The organism is Enterobacter sp. E14S, assembly GCF_055666685.1.
This window is the reverse complement of record NZ_JBVODQ010000007.1, coordinates 105040-126259: the sequence shown is the minus strand read 5'-3', so window position 1 is coordinate 126259 and position 21220 is coordinate 105040. Positions and strand designations below refer to the sequence as shown.

At 56.3% G+C, this 21220-nt stretch carries 17 protein-coding genes, 3 tRNA genes and 1 pseudogene; 9 read left to right on the top strand and 12 right to left on the bottom strand.

The window, feature by feature from the left end:
- The 9 genes from nrdF to leuA all read left to right on the top strand — a co-directional run bounded on the left by nrdF (nt 1) and on the right by leuA (nt 11501).
- Nucleotides 1–960, top strand: coding sequence for a class 1b ribonucleoside-diphosphate reductase subunit beta (nrdF, locus tag ACZ6J2_RS15415; RefSeq protein ID WP_109844704.1), 960 nt, complete (start codon nt 1–3; stop codon nt 958–960).
- A gap of 331 nt (nt 961–1291) precedes the next feature.
- A complete protein-coding gene (proV, locus tag ACZ6J2_RS15410; protein ID WP_047743962.1) occupies nt 1292–2503 on the top strand; it encodes a glycine betaine/L-proline ABC transporter ATP-binding protein ProV in 1212 nt (403 codons plus the stop codon).
- Nucleotides 2487–3557 carry a glycine betaine/L-proline ABC transporter permease ProW gene (gene proW, locus ACZ6J2_RS15405; protein ID WP_471726107.1) on the top strand — a complete coding sequence of 357 codons (1071 nt, stop codon included), beginning with the start codon at nt 2487–2489 and terminating at the stop codon, nt 3555–3557. The genes proV and proW overlap by 17 nt, the downstream gene beginning before the upstream one ends.
- A 9-nt stretch (nt 3558–3566) precedes the next feature.
- Nucleotides 3567–4562: a glycine betaine/L-proline ABC transporter substrate-binding protein ProX gene (gene proX, locus ACZ6J2_RS15400; RefSeq protein ID WP_193805760.1), complete on the top strand. Its 996-nt coding sequence runs from the start codon at nt 3567–3569 to the stop codon at nt 4560–4562.
- Between the two features lie 209 nt (nt 4563–4771).
- Entirely contained in the window at nt 4772–5956 is a 1185-nt protein-coding gene (locus tag ACZ6J2_RS15395; protein WP_471726106.1) for an MFS transporter, read from the top strand.
- Between the two features lie 313 nt (nt 5957–6269).
- Complete coding sequence (gene mprA, locus ACZ6J2_RS15390; RefSeq protein ID WP_023333174.1) at nt 6270–6800, top strand: transcriptional repressor MprA; 531 nt, start codon at nt 6270–6272, stop codon at nt 6798–6800.
- A gap of 126 nt (nt 6801–6926) precedes the next feature.
- Nucleotides 6927–8099, top strand: coding sequence for a multidrug efflux MFS transporter periplasmic adaptor subunit EmrA (gene emrA, locus ACZ6J2_RS15385; protein ID WP_045909303.1), 1173 nt, complete (start codon nt 6927–6929; stop codon nt 8097–8099).
- A gap of 16 nt (nt 8100–8115) precedes the next feature.
- Nucleotides 8116–9663 (top strand): multidrug efflux MFS transporter permease subunit EmrB, encoded by a 1548-nt coding sequence (gene emrB / locus ACZ6J2_RS15380; RefSeq protein WP_023308935.1) that lies wholly within the window; start codon nt 8116–8118, stop codon nt 9661–9663.
- Between the two features lie 182 nt (nt 9664–9845).
- Nucleotides 9846–11501 carry a 2-isopropylmalate synthase gene (leuA, locus tag ACZ6J2_RS15375; protein ID WP_471726104.1) on the top strand — a complete coding sequence of 552 codons (1656 nt, stop codon included), beginning with the start codon at nt 9846–9848 and terminating at the stop codon, nt 11499–11501.
- Here leuA and ACZ6J2_RS15370 read toward each other — a convergent pair.
- The 12 genes and pseudogenes from ACZ6J2_RS15370 to recA form a co-directional block, all read right to left on the bottom strand.
- A complete protein-coding gene (locus ACZ6J2_RS15370; protein ID WP_471726103.1) occupies nt 11488–12252 on the bottom strand; it encodes an AraC family transcriptional regulator in 765 nt (254 codons plus the stop codon). The two genes, leuA and ACZ6J2_RS15370, sit on opposite strands and share 14 nt — an antisense overlap.
- 54 nt (nt 12253–12306) lie before the next feature.
- Nucleotides 12307–12822: an S-ribosylhomocysteine lyase gene (luxS, locus tag ACZ6J2_RS15365; RefSeq protein ID WP_008499539.1), complete on the bottom strand. Its 516-nt coding sequence runs from the start codon at nt 12820–12822 to the stop codon at nt 12307–12309.
- A 153-nt stretch (nt 12823–12975) separates the two neighbouring features.
- Nucleotides 12976–14520: a glutamate--cysteine ligase gene (gene gshA / locus ACZ6J2_RS15360; protein ID WP_471726102.1), complete on the bottom strand. Its 1545-nt coding sequence runs from the start codon at nt 14518–14520 to the stop codon at nt 12976–12978.
- Between the two features lie 83 nt (nt 14521–14603).
- Nucleotides 14604–15031 (bottom strand): annotated as a pseudogene (locus ACZ6J2_RS15355) (YqaA family protein).
- Nucleotides 15028–15594, bottom strand: a complete 567-nt coding sequence (gene yqaB, locus ACZ6J2_RS15350; protein ID WP_032648006.1) for a fructose-1-phosphate/6-phosphogluconate phosphatase — start codon at nt 15592–15594, stop codon at nt 15028–15030. The pseudogene ACZ6J2_RS15355 and the gene yqaB overlap by 4 nt, the downstream one beginning before the upstream one ends.
- A 125-nt stretch (nt 15595–15719) precedes the next feature.
- Nucleotides 15720–15796, bottom strand: a tRNA-Arg gene (locus ACZ6J2_RS15345).
- A gap of 64 nt (nt 15797–15860) precedes the next feature.
- Nucleotides 15861–15937, bottom strand: a tRNA-Arg gene (locus ACZ6J2_RS15340).
- A gap of 4 nt (nt 15938–15941) precedes the next feature.
- A tRNA-Ser gene (locus tag ACZ6J2_RS15335) sits at nt 15942–16034 on the bottom strand.
- A 342-nt stretch (nt 16035–16376) separates the two neighbouring features.
- Nucleotides 16377–16562, bottom strand: coding sequence for a carbon storage regulator CsrA (gene csrA / locus ACZ6J2_RS15330; protein WP_000906486.1), 186 nt, complete (start codon nt 16560–16562; stop codon nt 16377–16379).
- Nucleotides 16563–16803: 241 nt separating this feature from the next.
- The gene (alaS, locus tag ACZ6J2_RS15325) at nt 16804–19431 is read right to left on the bottom strand and encodes an alanine--tRNA ligase (RefSeq protein WP_471726100.1); all 2628 of its coding nucleotides are present in this window, start codon (nt 19429–19431) and stop codon (nt 16804–16806) included.
- Between the two features lie 131 nt (nt 19432–19562).
- Nucleotides 19563–20063: a recombination regulator RecX gene (recX, locus tag ACZ6J2_RS15320; RefSeq protein WP_045404219.1), complete on the bottom strand. Its 501-nt coding sequence runs from the start codon at nt 20061–20063 to the stop codon at nt 19563–19565.
- Nucleotides 20064–20131: 68 nt separating this feature from the next.
- Nucleotides 20132–21190: a recombinase RecA gene (gene recA / locus ACZ6J2_RS15315; RefSeq protein WP_023308943.1), complete on the bottom strand. Its 1059-nt coding sequence runs from the start codon at nt 21188–21190 to the stop codon at nt 20132–20134.
- Nucleotides 21191–21220: the final 30 nt, after the last annotated feature.

Here is a 21220-nt window from a genome sequence, read left to right as displayed (position 1 = left end):
ATGAAACTGTCACGCGTGAGTGCCGTTAACTGGAACAAAATCCAGGACGATAAAGACCTGGAGGTATGGAACCGTCTGACCAGCAACTTCTGGCTGCCGGAAAAGGTTCCGCTCTCCAACGATATTCCAGCCTGGCAAACGCTCGGCCACGCCGAACAGCAGCTGACGATCCGCGTCTTTACCGGCCTGACGCTGCTGGACACCATTCAGAATACCGTTGGTGCACCGGCTTTGATGAGCGACGCGCTGACGCCGCACGAAGAGGCGGTGATGTCGAATATCAGCTTTATGGAGGCGGTGCATGCCCGCTCTTACAGCTCGATTTTCTCGACCCTGTGCCAGACCAAAGACGTGGACGCAGCCTACGCCTGGAGTGAAGAGAGCGAGTCACTACAGAGAAAGGCGAAGCTGGTTCTGGAATATTACCGCGCCGACGAGCCGCTGAAGAAGAAGATCGCCAGCGTGTTCCTGGAATCTTTCCTCTTCTATTCCGGCTTCTGGCTGCCCATGTACTGGTCGAGCCGGGGCAAACTCACCAACACCGCCGATTTGATTCGGCTCATCATTCGCGATGAAGCGGTGCACGGGTATTACATTGGCTATAAGTATCAGAAAGGGCTGGAGAAAGTCAGCGAGGCGAAGCGCGAGGAGCTTAAAGGCTTTGCGCTCGATTTGCTGATGGATCTGTACGACAACGAGCTGAGCTATACGGAGGAACTCTACGCCGGCACCGGCTGGGAGGACGACGTGAAGGCCTTCCTCTGCTACAACGCCAACAAGGCGCTGATGAACCTGGGCTACGACGCGCTGTTCCCGCCGGAGATGGCGGAGGTGAACCCGGCGATTCTGGCCGCGCTGTCGCCCAATGCCGACGAAAACCACGATTTCTTCTCGGGATCGGGCTCATCGTATGTGATGGGCAAAGCGGTGGAAACCGAGGATGAAGACTGGGATTTTTAATGAACGCTAACGTTCGTTAATTTAATATAAACCCAACAATTCCCTCTCTAATATTTACAAAACAACTACACTGTAATTTCCACGTCATATTCGCCTGAATCATTCCGGTTCAGGCGAAATTTCCCGATGCAGCAGCAAAAAATTGAGAAAAATTCAAACCGCCCTCAGCCCTTTATTCATGGGAAATTCAGCCGTTTCGCTTACGTCAAAATTCCGCCCTTAGCCCGACTCAGGGTTGTCTCAGATTCTCAGTATGTTAGGGTTATGCCCGTTAACAATTTACCATGGTAATCATATCGGCATAAACAAATAACAGGACACTCTCTATTGCATGGCAATTAAATTAGAAGTGAAAAATCTTTATAAAGTATTTGGCGAGCACCCGCAGCGCGCATTCAAATATATTGAGAAAGGCCTTACGAAAGAGCAAATTCTGGAAAAAACCGGGCTATCGCTTGGCGTTAAAGACGCCAGTCTGGCCATTGAAGAAGGCGAGATTTTTGTCATCATGGGATTATCCGGTTCGGGTAAATCCACTATGGTTCGCCTTCTCAATCGCCTGATTGAACCCACCCGCGGGCAGGTGCTGATTGACGGCGTGGATATCGCCAGAATATCAGACGCAGAGCTTCGCGAGGTGCGCAGAAAGAAGATCGCAATGGTGTTCCAGTCATTCGCGCTGATGCCGCACATGACGGTGCTGGATAATACTGCTTTCGGCATGGAATTAGCCGGCACGCCGGCTCAGGAACGTCAGGAAAAAGCCCTTGATGCGCTGCGTCAGGTCGGGCTGGAAAATTATGCGCATGCGTACCCGGATGAACTTTCCGGCGGTATGCGTCAACGCGTGGGATTAGCCCGTGCATTAGCCATTAATCCAGACATATTATTAATGGATGAAGCCTTCTCCGCCCTCGATCCGTTAATTCGCACCGAGATGCAGGATGAGCTGGTAAAATTACAGGCTAAACATCAGCGCACTATTGTCTTTATTTCCCACGATCTGGATGAAGCCATGCGTATTGGCGACCGTATTGCCATTATGCAAAACGGTGAAGTGGTGCAGGTCGGCACGCCGGATGAAATTCTCAATAATCCGGCGAACGATTATGTCCGCACCTTCTTCCGCGGCGTGGATATTAGCCAGGTCTTTAGCGCCAAAGATATTGCCCGTCGAACGCCAAACGGCATTATCCGTAAAACGCCAGGCTTCGGCCCGCGCTCGGCGCTTAAGCTGCTGCAGGACGAAGACCGTGAATACGGATACCTGGTTGAACGCGGCAATAAATTTGTTGGCATTGTCTCCATCGACTCCCTGAAAACGGCTCTCGCTGAGAACCAGGGAATCGATGCGGCGTTAATTGACGCTCCGCTTGCCGTGGACGCCGAAACGCCGCTCAGCGAGTTGCTCTCTCACGTGGGCCAGGCGCCTTGCGCCGTGCCGGTCGTGGGTGAGGAACAACAGTACGTCGGCATCATCTCCAAACGGATGCTGCTGCAGGCTTTAGATCGCGAGGGGGCAAACAATGACCGATCAATCTAACCCGTGGGGCGCCACTGAGGCAGCGGACAGCGCTGCGCAATCCGCCGACGCGTGGGGTTCCACGCCCGCTCCTGCCGATGGCGGCGGCGCGGTAGACTGGCTGAACAGCGCACCCGCGCCTGCGCCAGAACATTTCAACATCATGGATCCGTTCCATAAAACGCTGATCCCGCTGGACAGCTGGGTCACGGAAGGGATCGACTGGGTGGTCACCCACTTCCGTCCGGTCTTCCAGGGGATCCGCGTCCCGGTGGATTACATCCTGAACGGCTTCCAGCAGCTGATGCTGGGCATGCCGGCGCCGGTGGCGATTATCCTGTTCTCCCTGATTGCCTGGCAGTTCGGTAGCGCGGGGATGGGGATCGCCACGCTGATCTCGCTGATTGCCATTGGCGCAATTGGCGCGTGGTCGCAGGCGATGATCACCCTGGCGCTGGTGCTGACCGCCCTGCTCTTCTGCATTGTCATCGGCCTGCCGATGGGGATCTGGCTGGCGCGCAGCCCGCGAGCGGCGAAGATTATTCGTCCGCTGCTGGATGCGATGCAGACCACCCCGGCGTTCGTCTATCTGGTACCTATCGTGATGCTGTTCGGCATCGGCAACGTGCCGGGCGTGGTGGTGACCATTATCTTCGCCCTGCCGCCGATTATTCGTCTGACCATTCTGGGGATCAACCAGGTGCCTGCGGACCTGATCGAAGCGTCACGCTCGTTCGGCGCCAGCCCGCGCCAGATGCTGTTTAAGGTTCAGCTTCCTCTGGCGATGCCGACCATCATGGCGGGCGTTAACCAGACGCTGATGCTGGCCCTGTCGATGGTGGTCATTGCCTCGATGATCGCCGTTGGCGGTCTGGGCCAGATGGTGCTGCGCGGCATTGGCCGTCTCGATATGGGGCTGGCCACCGTCGGCGGCGTCGGCATTGTGATCCTCGCTATTATCCTTGACCGCCTGACTCAGGCTGTCGGTCGTGATTCACGCAGTCGCGGCAACCGTCGCTGGTATACCACCGGCCCTGTCGGGTTACTCACCCGCCCTTTCACGAAATCAAAATAAGGAACAACGATGCGACATAACGTACTTTTTGCCACAGCGTTTGCCACCCTTGTCTCCACCAGCGCGTTTGCGGCTGACCTGCCTGGCAAAGGCATTACCGTACAGCCGGTGCAGAGCACCATTTCGGAAGAGAGCTTCCAGACCCTGATCGTCAGCCGCGCGCTGGAGAAGCTGGGCTACACGGTTAACACGCCGAGCGAAGTGGACTACAACGTAGGCTACACGTCGATTGCCTCCGGTGACGCCACCTTTACCGCGGTGAACTGGCAGCCGCTGCACGACGACATGTATGCCGCCGCCGGTGGCGACAAGAAGTTCTACCGCGAAGGCACCTTCGTGACGGGTGCGGCGCAGGGGTATCTGATCGACAAGAAAACCGCCGATAAGTACCACATCACCAACATTGAACAGCTGAAAGATCCGAAGATCGCCAAACTGTTCGACACCAACGGTGACGGCAAGGCCGACATGATGGGCTGCTCGCCGGGCTGGGGCTGTGAAGCGGTGATTAACCACCAGAACAAAGCTTTCGATCTGGCGAAAACGGTCGACGTGAGCCACGGCAACTATTCAGCGATGATGGCCGACACCATTGCCCGCTTCAAAGAGGGTAAACCGGTGATCTACTACACCTGGACGCCGTACTGGGTGAGCGACGTGCTGAAGCCGGGCAAAGACGTGGTGTGGCTGCAGGTGCCGTTCTCCTCCCTTCCGGGCGAGCAGAAGGATATCGACACCAAGCTGCCGAACGGCATGAACTACGGCTTCCCGGTGAACACCATGCATATCGTGGCCAACAAAGCGTGGGCAGAGAAAAACCCGGCGGCGGCGAAGCTGTTCTCGGTAATGAAGCTGCCGCTGGCGGACATCAATGCCCAGAACGCGATGATGCATGCGGGCAAGTCGTCTGAAGCGGATGTGAAAGGCCACGTGGACGGCTGGATCAAAGCCCACCAGCAGCAGTTTGACGGCTGGGTGAAAGAGGCGCTTGCGGCGCAGAAGTAAAACATTTTCCCTCACCCCGGCCCTCTGTTAGCGTTCCCTCTCCCTGTGGGAGAGGGTTAGGGTGAGGGTGAGGGTGAGGGTGAGGCCACAAGACCGCACCATTCACCTAAACCGCACAATACATCACCCAACAATCCCCCAACTTTCACAATCATTAGCTATTATGGTTTCCGGAAAAATAATCACTCAACTAACGATTCCTGAAACTAATGACAAAAACAACTCAAGGGCTTAGCCCCGCACTCATCCTTTTAATGTCCGTGGCAACGGGTCTGGCGGTCGCCAGCAACTATTACGCACAACCCCTTCTCGACACCATCGCCCGCGCGTTCAATCTCTCCGCCAGCTCCGCAGGCTTTATCGTTACCGCAGCACAGCTGGGCTATGCCGCCGGGCTGCTGTTCCTGGTGCCGCTCGGCGATATGTTTGAACGCCGAATGCTGATCGTCTCCATGACCCTGCTGGCCGCCGGTGGGATGCTGATCACCGCCAGCAGCCAGTCGCTGACGATGATGATCGTCGGAACCGCGCTTACCGGGCTGTTCTCCGTGGTGGCGCAAATCCTGGTCCCGCTCGCCGCGACCCTCGCCTCTCCGGAAAAACGCGGCAAGGTGGTGGGCACCATCATGAGCGGCCTGCTGCTGGGGATTTTGCTGGCGCGTACCGTTGCCGGGCTGCTGGCAAGCCTCGGCGGCTGGCGCACCGTATACTGGGTGGCGAGCGTGCTGATGGTCGTCATGGCGCTGGCGCTGTGGCGCGGGCTGCCAAAAGTGAAGCAGGAAAACCACCTGAACTATCCTCAGCTGCTGGCCTCCGTTTTCAGCCTGTTTACGCAGGACAAGCTTCTGCGCACCCGCGCCCTGCTGGGCTGTTTCACCTTCGCTAACTTCAGCATTCTCTGGACGTCAATGGCGTTTCTGCTGGCCGCGCCGCCGTTCAATTATTCCGAAGGGGTGATTGGCCTGTTCGGCCTGGCCGGTGCCGCAGGCGCGCTGGGCGCACGCCCCGCTGGCGGGCTGGCCGACAAGGGCAAATCCCACCTGACCACCTCCGCAGGGCTGGTTTTACTTCTGCTCTCCTGGGCGGCGATCTGGTACGGACACATCTCGGTGCTGGCGCTGATCGTCGGTATCCTGGTGCTCGATCTCACCGTTCAGGGCGTTCACATCACCAATCAGACCGTCATCTATCGCGTGAAGCCAGAGGCGCGTAACCGCCTGACGGCCGGATACATGACCAGCTACTTCATCGGCGGCGCGGCGGGTTCACTCATTTCAGCGTCGGCGTGGCAGCATGCGGGCTGGTCGGGGGTATGCGCGATCGGGGCCATCGTTGCTACCCTCAACCTGCTAGTATGGTGGCTCGGTTATCACCGTCAGGATGCAATTAACTAACATTTACATTGAGTTGGCCTCTTAGGGTGTTAAGAGGCCCTTCACTCTGTTAATGTAAACGTAATCATTTATCCCAGAAATTTTAATGTGGGTGACATATTTACAATCGGCATGAATAGTTCAGACCCCCGTCCTCACATCCTCTCTTCAGCGGGTTCACACCCAACGCTTTCTGTGCTCACCGGGTCACGGACTTACCCGGCGCTTTCTGATGGTGACATAAGTTTGGCGGATATAACCGCACAAATAATTCATTTACATTATTTGTCACTATCGTTACTATATCGGCTGTAATTAATGAGGTTATGCCCAAATGGATAGTTCGTTTACGCCCATTGAACAAATGCTTAAATTCCGCGCCAGTCGCCATGAGGACTTCCCATATCAGGAAATCCTGCTGACTCGCCTGTGCATGCACATGCAGGGTAAGCTACTGGAAAACCGTAATAAAATGCTGAAAGCTCAAGGGATTAACGAGACGTTGTTTATGGCGTTGATTACGCTGGAGTCTCAGGAAAATCACAGCATTCAGCCTTCCGAGCTGAGCTGCGCGCTGGGCTCCTCCCGTACCAATGCGACCCGAATTGCCGATGAACTCGAAAAGCGCGGCTGGATTGAGCGCCGTGAAAGCGACAACGATCGCCGCTGCCTGCATCTGCAACTGACCGATAAAGGTCACCAGTTCCTGCGCGAGGTGCTGCCACCTCAGCACAATTGCCTGCACAAACTCTGGTCTGTCCTCAGCACCGCCGAGCGCGACCAGCTTGAGCACATCACTCGCAAGCTGCTCACCCGTCTGGACCAGATGGATGAAGACGGCGCCGTTCTTGAGGCGCTGCGCTAACGCGACGACACGCTCACCATTCCAGATTCATAAGAAAACCGACAGGCCAGCACGTCACAGTGCTGGCCTTTCTGACAACAGGTCGGCTCAGCCGATGTGAAAATAAGAAGATCGTGGAGAACAACAATGAGCGCAAATGCGGAGAGCACTACCCCGCAGCAACCGGCCAACAAGAAAGGCAAACGTAAGAGCGCCCTTCTTCTGTTGACCTTGCTCTTTATCATTATTGCCGTGGCATATGGGATCTATTGGTTTTTAGTACTGCGTCATGCTGAAGAGACTGACGACGCGTACGTGGCAGGGAACCAGGTACAAATTATGGCGCAGGTGTCGGGCAGCGTGACGAAAGTCTGGGCTGACAATACCGACTTTGTGCAAAAAGGCGATGTGTTGGTGACCCTCGATCCAACCGACGCCCAGCAGGCGTTTGAAAAAGCACAGACCGCGCTGGCCTCCAGCGTCCGTCAGACCCGCCAGCTGATGATCAACAGCAAACAGCTGCAGGCCAACATCGACGTGCAGAAAACGGCGCTGGCGCAGGCGCAGAGCGATCTGAACCGCCGCGTTCCGCTCGGCACCGCCAACCTGATTGGCCGTGAAGAGCTGCAGCACGCCCGCGATGCCGTTGCCAGCGCTCAGGCACAGCTGGATGTAGCCATTCAACAGTACAACGCCAATCAGGCGATGGTGCTGGGGACCAGTCTGGAAAACCAGCCTGCCGTACAGCAGGCGGCGACCGAAGTGCGCAACGCGTGGCTTGCCCTGCAGCGTACCAAAATCGTCAGCCCGATGACCGGCTATGTCTCCCGTCGTTCCGTCCAGCCAGGGGCGCAGATTAGCCCAACCACGCCGCTGATGGCGGTCGTGCCGGCAGACAACCTGTGGGTAGACGCCAACTTTAAAGAGACGCAGCTTGCCCATATGCGTATCGGCCAGACCGCGACGGTTGTCAGCGACATCTACGGCGATGACGTGAAGTACACCGGTAAAGTGGTTGGTCTGGACATGGGGACCGGCAGCGCTTTCTCCCTGTTGCCTGCGCAAAACGCCACCGGTAACTGGATCAAAGTGGTTCAGCGTCTGCCCGTGCGTATTGAGCTGGATGCCAAACAGCTGGCGGATCACCCGCTGCGTATCGGCCTCTCAACGCTGGTGACGGTCGACACCGCCAACCGCGACGGTCAGATCCTGGCAAGCCAGGTGCGCAGCAGCCCGGCTTATGAAAGTAACGCCCGTGAAATTAGCCTCGATCCGGTCAACAAACTGATCGATGACATCGTGAAGGCAAACGCCGGTTAATCCGAAGGTGAGCGTTATGCAACAGCAAAAGCCGCAAAAACCGCTGGAAGGCGCGCAGCTGGTCATTATGACCATCGCGCTGTCGCTGGCGACATTCATGCAGGTGCTGGACTCCACCATCGCAAACGTGGCGATCCCGACCATCGCCGGTAACCTTGGCTCGTCGCTGAGCCAGGGGACCTGGGTCATTACCTCGTTTGGGGTGGCAAACGCCATCTCCATTCCGATTACCGGCTGGCTGGCAAAGCGCGTCGGTGAAGTGAAGCTGTTCCTCTGGTCGACGGTATTGTTCGTTCTTGCCTCCTGGGCGTGCGGCATGTCCAGCAGCCTGACGATGCTGATTTTCTTCCGCGTCATTCAGGGGATTGTTGCCGGGCCGCTGATCCCGCTGTCGCAGAGCTTACTGCTGAACAACTACCCGCCAGCCAAACGCTCAATCGCGCTGGCGCTGTGGTCAATGACCGTGATTGTCGCGCCGATTTGCGGGCCTATCTTAGGCGGCTATATCAGCGACAACTATCACTGGGGCTGGATCTTCTTCATCAACGTACCGATTGGCGCCCTCGTGGTAATGCTGACGCTCCAGTCGCTGCGCGGCAGAGAAACCCGGACGGAACAGCGGCGTATCGACGCCATTGGTCTGGCACTGCTGGTTGTCGGCATCGGTAGCCTGCAGGTCATGCTCGACCAGGGCAAAGAGCTGGACTGGTTCAACTCCAGGGAGATCATCATCCTGACGATTGTCGCGGTGGTGTCGCTGAGCTTCCTGATTGTCTGGGAGCTGACGGACGATAACCCGATAGTTGACCTGTCGCTGTTTAAGTCGCGAAACTTCACCATAGGCTGTCTGTGTATCAGCCTCGCCTACATGCTCTACTTCGGCGCGATTGTACTGCTGCCGCAGCTGTTGCAGGAGGTATACGGATACACCGCAACCTGGGCAGGTTTAGCCTCGGCGCCGGTTGGATTGATTCCGGTTCTGCTGTCGCCGATTATTGGCCGCTTCGCCCACAAGCTCGACATGCGCCGGCTGGTGACGTTCAGCTTTATCATGTACGCCGTGTGCTTCTACTGGCGCGCGTATACGTTCGAACCGGGAATGGACTTTGGCGCGTCCGCGTGGCCGCAGTTTATTCAGGGCTTTGCCGTGGCGTGCTTCTTTATGCCATTGACCACCATCACGCTTTCCGGTTTACCGCCTGAGCGCATGGCGGCGGCATCGAGCCTGTCGAACTTTACGCGAACGCTGGCGGGCTCGATTGGTACGTCGATCACCACCACCCTGTGGACGAACCGTGAATCGATGCACCATGCCCAGCTGACCGAAGCGGTGAACCCGTTCAACCCGAACTCCCGGGAGATGTACAACCAGCTTCAGGGAATGGGTATGACGGAACAGCAGGCGTCCGGCTGGATCGCCCAGCAGATCACCAACCAGGGTCTGATTATCTCGGCCAACGAGATTTTCTGGATATCGGCGGGGATCTTTATCGTCCTGCTGGGACTGGTGTGGTTTGCTAAACCACCGTTTGGCGCCGGTAGCGGCGGCGGCGGGGCGCACTAGTCCTGTGACAGTTGCCCGGTGGCGCTTCGCTTACCGGGCCTACGAACGTAGGCCGGATAAGGCGTAGCCGCCATCCGGCAAAAAACCGCACCCTGTCCAGAACGCGACAGCGATTGTCAGTTCCGATAAAGCAGCGCTCCTGAAATCAACTCACGATAGTGAAAAGACAACAGGAGCGCATCATGCTGAACACACCCGCCGACAAGTACCAACCCTATCCGCCCCTTTCCCTGCCCGACCGCCGCTGGCCGGAGCAACGCATTACCCGCGCGCCGCGCTGGCTCTCAACCGACCTGCGCGACGGCAACCAGGCCCTTGCCGAGCCGATGGACAGCACCCGCAAGCTGCAGTTCTGGGATCTGCTGCTGGGCTGCGGATTTAAAGAAATTGAGGTGGCTTTCCCATCCGCCTCGCAGACCGACTTCAACTTTGTTCGCCAGCTGATTGAAGAGAACCGCATCCCGAATGACGTCACGATTCAGGTATTAACCCAGGCGCGGGAAGATCTCATCCATCGCACTTTCGAATCCCTGCGCGGCGCGAAACAGGCCACCGTCCATCTGTATAACGCCACCGCCCCGCTGTTCCGCCGCCTGGTATTCGGCATGGAAAAAGCGCAAATCGTCGAGCTGGCGACGCGATCCACGCGGCTTATTCGTCAGCTGTGTGAAGAGAACCCGGACTCCCGCTGGCAGTATGAGTATTCCCCGGAGACCTTCTGCTTTACCGAGCCGGAGTTTGCGCTGGAGATTTGTGAAGCCGTGGCGGAGATCTGGCAGCCGAGCGACGAACGGCCCATGGTGATCAACTTACCCGCAACCGTCGAAGTGAGCACGCCGAACGTCTATGCCGACCAGATCGAGTATTTCTGTCGCCACTTCAGCCGCCGCCGCGACGTCTGCATCAGCGTGCATCCGCATAACGACCGCGGTACCGGCGTCGCCAGCGCCGAGCTGGCCGTGATGGCGGGGGCTGATCGCGTGGAGGGCTGTCTGTTTGGTAACGGCGAGCGCACGGGCAACGTCTGCCTGGTGACGCTGGCGATGAACCTCTACAGCCAGGGCGTCAGCCCGAATCTCGACTTTAGCGATATGAACCGGGTCGTGGAAGTGGTGGAAGCCTGCAACCAGCTGCCGGTGCATCCGCGCCACCCGTGGGCAGGCCGGCTGGCCTATACCGCCTTCTCCGGCTCGCACCAGGATGCGATCAAAAAAGGCTTTGATGCCCGCTGGCCTGGCGATCGCTGGGAGATGCCGTATCTGCCCGTCGATCCGCAGGACATCGGCTGCACCTACGAAGCGGTGATCCGCGTCAATAGCCAGTCAGGGAAAAGCGGCAGCGCGTGGCTCATCGAACAGAATCATGGTCTGAAATTACCTCGCGCCCTGCAGCAGGATTTCAGCCAGCACGTGCAGCAGGAAACCGATCGCCACGGAAAAGAGATGACGCAAAACGCGCTGTGGCAGCTGTTCCGCACCCGCTACGGACTGGTAGCCACGCCGCAGTTTGCGCTGCAATCCTACCGCAGCGACAGCCAGCAGGATGGCCAGCTGCGTTTGACGGCAAGCATCGCTACGCAGGGGGGAACGCGTCAGCTGGAAGGTCAGGGTAACGGTCTGCTCTCCGCCGCCGCTCACGGCTTAAGCCGCTGGGTTAACGCTCCGTTCGTGATTAAGGATTATCACGAACATACGTTAGGCGAACGCAGCGACAGCCGCTCGGTGGCCTACATCCGCTGTCTGTTCCAGGACGGGAGCAGCCGCTGGGGCGTGGGCATCGACAGCGACGTGGCGCGCGCGTCGCTTCAGGCGCTTTTAAACGCCGTCAGTCGTTCTTAAAGTAATCGCTGGGAGAGACGCCCATCACCCGGCGAAACATTGCCGTAAAGGCGCTGTGGCTGCCGTAACCCAGATCCAGCGCCACGCGCAGTACCGGCTGGCCCTGCGCCAGCCGCACTAAGGCTTCCAGCAGGCGCGCCCTTCTCAACCACTCGCCGTAGCTTAATCCCGTCTGCTGCTGAAAATGGCGGTTCAGGGTGCGCTCGCTCATGTTCATCAGGCTCGCGGCCTGCGCGCCGCTCCAGCTTTCCCCCGCGTTTTGCCGGATTTGCAGACACAGGTGACGTAATGCCTCACTTTCCGGCTCCGGCAGATGAAACGGCAGCACCGGCATAGTGCGGATTTCATCGAGAATGAGTTCATAGACGCGCTCATCCCGGCTGCCGGGCGAGTACGATTCAGGTAAAGCAAGAGAGACGAGGATCAGCTCGCGCAGCAGCGGCGCGATCTGCACGATCTGGCAGGTGGCCGGGAGATCGGCCCGCGCCAGCGGATCGATGAAAAGCGTTCGCGCCGCCACGTTGCCGGTGATGCGAAGCGAGTGGCGAGTCCCCGCCGGTAGCCAGACGCCGCGACCGGGAGGAACAACCCAGCAGCCCGATGCGGTATCGACCCGTACCACGCCGCTCAGGGTGTGCAACAGCTGTGCGCAGTCGTGCTCATGCCACGGCTCGCTGTCACCATGAACGTAATCATGGGCGAACGGAACGAGGGGACGATGGGTAAAGGAGAAGGTTGCGGTTGTGGTCATGGGGTTGAACCACCCTCACCCTACCCTCTCCCGGAGGGAGAGGGAAAAGGTGCACTAGATGTGCAGTTCCTGCAGTTTTTCTTTTGGCAGGGCCAGCTCTTCGTTGCTGTTCACGCGAACATCACGCTCAATGATGTGACGCGCGATTTCCTGCGCTTCTTCCAGAGAGTGCATCTGGTAAGTACCGCACTGGTAAACGTTCAGCTCAGGGATCTGGTTCTGCTCTTTCACCTTCAGCACATCTTCCATCGCCGCTTTCCACGCATCAGCGACGCGTTTCTCTTCCGGCTGGCCAATCAGGCTCATGTAGAAACCGGTACGGCAGCCCATAGGGGAGATGTCGATGATCTCAACGCCGTTGCCGTTCAGATGGTCACGCATGAAACCGGCGAACAGGTGTTCCAGTGTATGAATGCCTTTCTCTGGCATCACTTCTTTATTTGGCACGCAGAAACGCAGATCGAAGACGGTGATCGTGTCGCCGTGCGGGGTGTGCATGGTCTTCGCCACGCGTACTGCAGGTGCTTCCATACGGGTATGGTCGACAGTAAAGCTATCTAATAACGGCATACGTCACCTCCGATAGTGATTTTTTTTAAAATAAACTGAACTCTTCTACAGAATGCACGTCTGAGTATATGAAAGACGCGCATTTGTTATCATCATCCCTGAATTCAGAGATGTATATTTTGGCCACAGCAATGTGGCCTTTTTCTTTTCTGCTTAAGCCTGCTTCGCCAGAAACGCCTCAAACGACTCGGTATCCGCCGCTTCAACCTCTTTCTGACGCACCACGGACGCATCGCGTTCCGCGGCAAAATCCGCTTCGCTCAGCACTTCTAACGGCTCCTGCATCAGCATCTCACGGTACTCCGCTGAGAGTGAACGCCCCGTGCCGCCAATGCCCTGATCGATCATAGAACGCAGAATACGCGCTGAGAACGTCAGTTCCGGATTATCAAAACATTCCACCAGCTGGTCGCAGATCTGTTGATACGCGTCGCCGCCGTCAATGCTGTCCATTGTGCGGGCAACACGCTTCAGATCGCGGAACAGATCTTTGCCGACTTTGGTCAGCGGGAACTGTGCCGTTTCGCAGCCAATACCCAACGTCAGGCCCGGCTTACGCCCTTCCAGAATCACGCGATTCCAGTTTGTACGGGTACAGAGCAGTTCGTCTGAACTCATTTCCGGCGCATCCGCCAGCACGCACCAGACCATAAACAGATCCAGGAAGCGAATCTGCTGCTCATCAACGCCAATCGGTGAGAACGGGTTGATATCCAGCGAACGCACTTCAATGTATTCGATCCCGCCGCGCTGCAGCGCATCCGACGGGGTTTCACCGCTGCGCGTTACGCGCTTAGGACGAATAGGCGCATACAGTTCGTTTTCAATCTGCAGCACATTGCTGTTGATTTGCAGGCGCTTGCCGTCTTTTTCGAGGCCGATTTTCTCGTACTCTTCCGACGGGGTTTTGATCGCCCGCTTCAATCCTGCCACATATTCGTGCAATTCGTTAAACGTAATACCGAGATTGCTTTGCGATTTATTGGTATAACCGAGATCGCTCAGGCGCAGAGAGGTGGCGTACGGGAGATAGTACATTCCGCACTCGGTCTTCTCGAACGGCAGCGTGGTCGGTTTCCCCTGCAGGAACGAAGAACAGATCGCCGGGGAGGCACCAAACAGATACGGGATCACCCAGCCGAAACGGTAATAGTTGCGGATCAGGCGGAAGTAGCCTTCAGAGATCGCATCTTTATCCGTTTCACCGCATTTCGCCTGCCAGAACGCCATTGGCAGCGAGAAGTTATAATGCACGCCCGAGATCGTCTGCATCAACGCGCCGTAGCGGTTTTTCAGCCCTTCGCGATAGAGCGTTTTCAGCCGGCCGATATTTGACGTGCCGTACTGCGCCAGCTCAATCTCCTGGCCCTGCTCGATATAGCACGGCATGCTGAGGGGCCACATACGCTCGTCGCCCATGTTGCGCGCGGTGTAGCGATGGATATCGCGCATGATCTTCAGCATATGATCAATATCACCCTCTACTGGCGTGATGAACTCCAGCAGTGCCTCAGCGAAATCGGTTGTGATCCATTTATGTGTCAGCGCCGAGCCTAACGCCTTCGGATGACCCGTCGTCGCTAAGCTACCGTCCGCGTTAACGCGCAGCGTTTCACGCTCAAGACCACGCTGAATACCCTTCAATGCCTGAGGGTGGTTTTCCAGCCAGGCCAGCGCCTGAGATACGTCCGGGATCAAATTGACCTCCCGCCTGTCAAAGTAATGTTACTCAGCATAATTGTAATGGTTGACGATTGAAGGTCGCGTATTCATTCCACCAATTAGTGCCACCACGTCATACCCTGTAGTGTTGCCCACGCCACGAGAACATAGCGCAACGCCTTGCCAAGGCACAAAAAAAGAGCACCGGTCCCCAGGAGATGCGCATCCATCCCGCCAGCAGACACAGTAAATCGCCTATTACAGGCATCCAGCTTAATAACAGCGTGGCAGCGCCATAGCGTTTTAGCCAGCCGACTGCCTTTTCCTGCCAGCGCGATTTTTCGCGCAGCGGAAAGAAACGCCCAAGAATAACGTTAGTCAGCCCTCCAAGGCTATTACCCATTGTTGCTATTAATACAAGCAGCCAGGGCTGACTCACGCCGGACAACAGCATCGCCACCAGCACCACTTCCGAATTTCCCGGTAACAGCGTGGCGCTTAAAAAACTGCTGGCGAATAATGAAGCAAGTGACAGCGCGTCACTCACAGTAAGCGCACATCCACCGCATCCATTCCGGCATCACGCGCGGCCTGGATACCAAAATCGGCATCTTCAAACACGACACATTTTGCCGCCGGGACGCCCATTAACTCAGCGCAAAGCAGGAAGGTGTCCGGTGCGGGCTTGTGATGTTTAACATGATCGGCGGCGACCACGGCAGAAAAATAGTGGCGCAGGCCAAGATGGTTGAGCAAAGCTTCTGCAATCGCGCTTTCGCTCCCGGTTCCTACCGACATCGGGCGGCGCCCGTGCCACTCTTTTACCACATCAATCAGCGGCAGAGGGCGTACGGTATCTAGAAGCATGGCTTTTACCGCATCGGTTTTTTCGCGCGCGAGCAGATGCGGGTCGAGATCGGCCTGATTCAGTTCAATCACGGCCTGCGCAATACGCCAGGTGGGGGATCCGTTGAGGGCAATCATCGCCTGAAGATCGAAACGCATGCCGTAGCGGCCCAGGACGTCAGTCCAGGCTTGACGATGCGTGGGTTCGGTATCCAGGAGAGTGCCGTCCATATCGAAGATCAAACCGTCATACTGTGCGTACATCGTGCTCTCGCTAAACGATTAACAAAGCATTACTTTATCGTAAATGGTGATTTTTGTCGCTGACTGAGAAGTCATAACTACGAGAGTGATTAAGAAATAAACATCGAAGGGAATAACAGAAGAGATGGTGCATCCGGGAGGATTCGAACCTCCGACCGCTCGGTTCGTAGCCGAGTACTCTATCCAGCTGAGCTACGGATGCATCGGGATTTACTACTGTACTGCTCGATATTCATATCACTTCTAAAGCAATATGAAGTAATAGATGGTGCATCCGGGAGGATTCGAACCTCCGACCGCTCGGTTCGTAGCCGAGTACTCTATCCAGCTGAGCTACGGATGCAAAATGGCGGTGAGGCGGGGATTCGAACCCCGGATGCAGCTTTTGACCGCATACTCCCTTAGCAGGGGAGCGCCTTCAGCCTCTCGGCCACCTCACCACACAACGCCTCTTTCGAGTGCTTAGAGTTACTCGTTAAGAGCTTCTCGTCGCTGCGTGGCGCATATATTACTTTCTGGGACTTATAAGTCAAACAATTTTCCAAAAGCTTTTATCGTTTGCACAAATCACACGCAATTCGCATGTAAAAGCCGCAAAGAGGGTGTTTTATAAGCGGATTTTGCAGGCATCTTCACAGAAAACCTTTGCAGAAATGGCGGCGTAGGGGCGAGTTTAGGGTAACAGAGTGGTTAAAAAGAGAGCGTTTGAAATTAAACGGTAACGTTGAGCAGGAAAAATGACAGGAGGGTTGCGTCTCGCCCGACAGCGAGACGCGACAATATCAGTAACTGGACTGCTGGGATTTTTCAGCCTGGATACGCTGGTAGATCTCTTCACGGTGGACAGATACTTCTTTAGGAGCGTTAACACCAATACGTACCTGGTTACCCTTTACCCCTAAAACTGTCACGGTGACCTCATCCCCAATCATGAGGGTCTCACCAACTCGACGAGTCAGAATCAGCATTCTTTGCTCCTTGAAAGATTAAAAGAGTCGGGTCTCTTGTATCCCGGCATTATCCATCATATAACGCCAAAAAGTAAGCGATGACAAACACGTAAAGTGTAAGCAGTCACGGCATCACATTCTGTTAAACGTAAGTTTAGCCGATATACACAAACTCAACCTGACTTTATCGTTATCGATAGCACAGTGAACAAGACGCCATAACGTTACCGCTATGGCGTCTGCTTGTGCTTTGTAGTTATTACAGTTTCGCGCTTACCCAGCTTTCAACGCTGGCCAAAGCTTGCGGAAGTGCCGCCGCATCCGTACCGCCGGCTTGCGCCATGTCCGGACGACCGCCACCCTTGCCGCCCACCTGCTGAGCGACCATACCAATCAGTTCCCCTGCTTTTACGCGGTCGGTCACATCCTTAGAGACGCCCGCAATCAGAGAAACCTTACCTTCTGCCACTGTCGCCAGCACGATAACGGTAGAACCAAGCTGGTTCTTGAGATCGTCGACCATAGTACGCAGCATCTTAGGCTCAACGCCCGCCAGATCGCTGACCAGCAGTTTGACGCCCTTAATGTCTACAGCCTTGCTGGAGAGGTTTGCACTCTCCTGCGCCGCAGCCTGCTCTTTCAGCTGCTGCAGCTCTTTTTCCAGCTGACGCGTGCGATCCAGCGCAACGCGCACTTTCTCGCCCAGGTTCTGGCTATCGCCTTTCAGCAGCTGCGCGATGTCGTGCAGCTGATCGCTCTGCGCATGCAGGCTCGCAATCGCACCTTCACCGGTCACCGCTTCAATACGACGCACGCCTGCCGCCGTACCCGACTCGGAAACAATGCGGAACAGGCCGATGTCACCGGTGCGCGATGCGTGCGTACCGCCGCACAGCTCGGTAGAGAAGTCGCCCATGCTCAGCACGCGAACGCGGTCGTCATATTTCTCACCAAACAGCGCCATCGCACCTTTTTTCTTCGCGTCCTCGAGCTCCATGATGTGGGTCTCGATTGGCAGGTTACGACGGATCTGCGCGTTCACCAGATCTTCCACCGCGCGGATTTCAGACGGTTTCATCGCTTCAAAATGCGAGAAGTCGAAACGCAGCACTTTGTCGTTAACCAGAGAACCTTTCTGTGCAACATGGGTACCGAGTACGTCGCGCAAGGCAGCGTGCATCAGGTGGGTTGCCGAGTGGTTCAGACGAATGCGCGCGCGGCGAGCTTCATCAACGTTAGCCTGGACGCCCTCGCCCACTTTCAGAGAACCGGAAACCAGTTTGCCCTGGTGGCCAATTGCCTGACCGTATTTTTGGGTGTCGGTCACGCTGAAGCTAAAGCCATTGCCTTTCAGCTCGCCTTTATCGCCAACCTGACCGCCGGATTCGGCGTAGAACGGCGTTTTGTCCAGAATGACTACGGCCTCCTGGCCCGCGCTGATGCTGTCTACGGCTTTACCGTCAACAAACAGAGCGGTCACTTTGCCGGTCAGTTCCAGCGCCTCATAGCCTTTGAATTCAGACGCGCTGTCAACGCGGATCATCGCGTTGTAGTCTGCACCGAAGCCGCTGGACTCGCGCGCACGACGGCGCTGCTCTTCCATCGCGGCTTCGAAGCCCGCTTCGTCAACTTTGATGTTACGCTCGCGGCAAACGTCCGCCGTCAGGTCAACCGGGAAGCCGTAGGTGTCGTACAGGCGGAAAGCGGTTTCGCCATCCAGCGTGTCGCCCTTAAGTTTCGCCAGCTCTTCGTCCAGCAGCGCCAGACCGCGCTCCAGCGTACGTGCAAACTGCTCTTCTTCGGTTTTCAGAACCTGCTCTACCTGCGCCTGCTGGCGTTTCAGCTCGTCACCGGCTGACCCCATCACGCCAATCAGTGGCCCAACGAGTTTATAGAAGAAGGTGTCCTTAGCGCCCAGCATGTTGCCGTGACGGATGGCACGACGAATGATACGACGCAGCACGTAGCCACGGTTTTCATTCGACGGGATAACGCCGTCGGCAATCAGGAACGCGCAGGAACGAATGTGGTCCGCGATAACGCGCAGCGATTTGTTGTTCAGATCGGTCGCGCCGGTCACTTCCGCAACGGCTTTGATCAGGGTGCTGAACAGGTCAATCTCATAGTTGGAGTTAACGTGCTGCAGTACCGCGGCAATACGCTCCAGACCCATACCGGTATCAACGGACGGCTTCGGCAGCGGCTCCATCGTACCGTCGGCCTGACGGTTAAACTGCATGAAGACGATGTTCCAGATCTCAATGTAGCGATCGCCGTCTTCTTCCGGGCTGCCTGGAGGGCCGCCCCAGATGTGGTCGCCGTGATCGTAGAAGATCTCGGTGCACGGACCGCAAGGGCCGGTATCACCCATCTGCCAGAAGTTGTCAGACGCATATGGCGCGCCTTTGTTATCACCGATGCGAATAATACGCTCGCGCGGGATCCCGACTTCTTTTTCCCAGATTTCGTAGGCTTCGTCATCGGTTTCATAGACGGTAACCCACAGACGCTCTTTCGGCAGGTTGAACCAGTTTTCACCGGTCAGCAGTTCCCACGCATATTGAATAGCATCGTGTTTGAAGTAGTCGCCGAAGCTGAAGTTACCCAGCATTTCGAAGAACGTATGGTGACGCGCGGTGTAACCGACGTTTTCCAGGTCGTTGTGTTTACCGCCCGCACGCACGCAACGCTGTGAGGTTGTGGCGCGGGAATAATTACGCTTGTCGAGACCAAGGAACACATCCTTGAACTGGTTCATCCCGGCGTTGGTAAACAGCAGAGTCGGATCGTTGTTCGGTACCAGGGAGCTGCTGGCAACAACCTGGTGTCCCTTACTATGGAAAAAATCGAGAAACGCCTGACGGATCTCAGCGGTGCTCTTGCTCATAATTATCCTGAAATCAAGCTAACGAAATGTCGTAGCCACCCTGTATCGGTAAACCGTTGGACAGACCAGCTACTGGAAAAAGTGGGAATAAGATAAGTTTTCTTTAGTGGGAAGTAAAATCCCGCATGCGTTCAATCGGCAAAATTACGCCAGATATCCTGAATATCTTCCATCAGAAAGCCGCGGTAGAGCAAAAAGCGCTGGATTTTGACTTTTTCTGAAAATTCACGCGGCAGCGGTTCGCCGTATTTACGAATCGCCTGTTCTCTGGCCAGCTCGCACCAGTCAGTATCGCATTCGCGCATCGCTTTTTCGATGGACTCCCGGGCCACCCCTTTCTGGTTCAGCTCCTGCCGGATGCGCGCGGGCCCATATCCTTTACGGCCGCGGCTGGCGAGAAACCGTGAGGCAAAGCGCTCGTCATCGAGATAATGATGCTCATAGCACCAGGCAATCACGCGGTCATAATCTTCCGCGGTGGCATCAATCTCTTCCGGCCCGTTTTTACTCATCACCGGAGCCGACAGTTTGCGCCGCAGCTCCTGTTCACTGTGGTCACGAACGGCCAGGATGCGCACCGCACGGTCCAGTAAGCGTGCATACGCCGGTCGACGTGTTGTCGGTTCACTCATAAAAAACCTGCTGGTTCAGAAATGCAAAAAGGGCCGCATCAGCAGCCCTTCATTTTTAAACGAAAGAATTAAAAGTCTTCGTTAGTTTCTTCAGCATCCGCGGCATCCACCACGAAATCAGGTTTGGAGTCCTGGTTGTTCAGCAGAAGCTCACGCACCTTCTTCTCAATCTCTTTCGCCGCAGCCGGGTTCTCTTTCAGCCAGGAGATCGCGTTCGCTTTACCCTGACCAATCTTGTCACCGTTGTAGCTGTACCATGCGCCCGCTTTTTCAATCAGCTTCTCTTTCACGCCCAGGTCAACCAGCTCGCCGAGGAAGTTGATCCCTTCGCCGTAGAGGATCTGGAACTCAGCCTGTTTGAACGGCGCGGCGATTTTGTTCTTCACAACCTTCACGCGGGTTTCGCTACCGACCACATTCTCTCCCTCTTTCACCGCGCCGATACGGCGGATATCCAGACGGACAGAGGCATAGAATTTCAGTGCGTTACCACCGGTAGTGGTTTCCGGGTTACCGAACATCACACCAATTTTCATACGGATCTGGTTGATGAAGATCAGCAGCGTGTTGGACTGCTTCAGGTTACCCGCCAGCTTACGCATCGCCTGGCTCATCATACGTGCCGCGAGGCCCATATGAGAGTCACCGATTTCACCTTCGATTTCGGCTTTTGGCGTCAGTGCGGCAACGGAGTCGACCACGATAACGTCAACGGCACCAGAACGCGCCAGCGCGTCACAAATTTCCAGCGCCTGCTCACCGGTGTCCGGCTGAGAACACAGCAGGTTGTCGATATCCACGCCCAGCTTGCGGGCATAAACAGGGTCCAGCGCGTGCTCGGCATCGATAAACGCACAGGTTTTACCTTCGCGCTGTGCCGCGGCGATCACCTGCAGCGTCAGTGTGGTTTTACCGGAGGACTCTGGCCCGTAGATTTCTACGATACGGCCCATAGGCAGACCGCCAGCGCCCAGCGCGATATCCAGAGAAAGCGAACCGGTGGAGATGGTTTCCACATCCATGGAACGGTCTTCACCCAGGCGCATGATGGAGCCTTTACCGAATTGCTTTTCGATCTGGCCCAGTGCTGCCGCCAACGCTTTCTGTTTGTTTTCGTCGATAGCCATTATTACTCCTGTCATGCCGGGAGAAGCGAC

Excerpts from the sequence above, each read along its gene's own strand:
- proW (WP_471726107.1), top strand. The coding sequence starts at position 2,487 with ATGACCGATCAATCTAACCCGTGGGGCGCCACTGAGGCAGCGGACAGC.
- alaS (WP_471726100.1), bottom strand. The coding sequence starts at position 19,431 with ATGAGCAAGAGCACCGCTGAGATCCGTCAGGCGTTTCTCGATTTTTTC.
- proX (WP_193805760.1), top strand. The coding sequence starts at position 3,567 with ATGCGACATAACGTACTTTTTGCCACAGCGTTTGCCACCCTTGTCTCC.
- proV (WP_047743962.1), top strand. The coding sequence starts at position 1,292 with ATGGCAATTAAATTAGAAGTGAAAAATCTTTATAAAGTATTTGGCGAG.
- csrA (WP_000906486.1), bottom strand. The coding sequence starts at position 16,562 with ATGCTGATTCTGACTCGTCGAGTTGGTGAGACCCTCATGATTGGGGAT.
- ACZ6J2_RS15395 (WP_471726106.1), top strand. The coding sequence starts at position 4,772 with ATGACAAAAACAACTCAAGGGCTTAGCCCCGCACTCATCCTTTTAATG.
- ACZ6J2_RS15370 (WP_471726103.1), bottom strand. The coding sequence starts at position 12,252 with ATGACCACAACCGCAACCTTCTCCTTTACCCATCGTCCCCTCGTTCCG.
- recX (WP_045404219.1), bottom strand. The coding sequence starts at position 20,063 with ATGAGTGAACCGACAACACGTCGACCGGCGTATGCACGCTTACTGGAC.
- recA (WP_023308943.1), bottom strand. The coding sequence starts at position 21,190 with ATGGCTATCGACGAAAACAAACAGAAAGCGTTGGCGGCAGCACTGGGC.
- mprA (WP_023333174.1), top strand. The coding sequence starts at position 6,270 with ATGGATAGTTCGTTTACGCCCATTGAACAAATGCTTAAATTCCGCGCC.
- leuA (WP_471726104.1), top strand. The coding sequence starts at position 9,846 with ATGCTGAACACACCCGCCGACAAGTACCAACCCTATCCGCCCCTTTCC.
- yqaB (WP_032648006.1), bottom strand. The coding sequence starts at position 15,594 with ATGTACGCACAGTATGACGGTTTGATCTTCGATATGGACGGCACTCTC.
- luxS (WP_008499539.1), bottom strand. The coding sequence starts at position 12,822 with ATGCCGTTATTAGATAGCTTTACTGTCGACCATACCCGTATGGAAGCA.
- emrB (WP_023308935.1), top strand. The coding sequence starts at position 8,116 with ATGCAACAGCAAAAGCCGCAAAAACCGCTGGAAGGCGCGCAGCTGGTC.
- emrA (WP_045909303.1), top strand. The coding sequence starts at position 6,927 with ATGAGCGCAAATGCGGAGAGCACTACCCCGCAGCAACCGGCCAACAAG.
- nrdF (WP_109844704.1), top strand. The coding sequence starts at position 1 with ATGAAACTGTCACGCGTGAGTGCCGTTAACTGGAACAAAATCCAGGAC.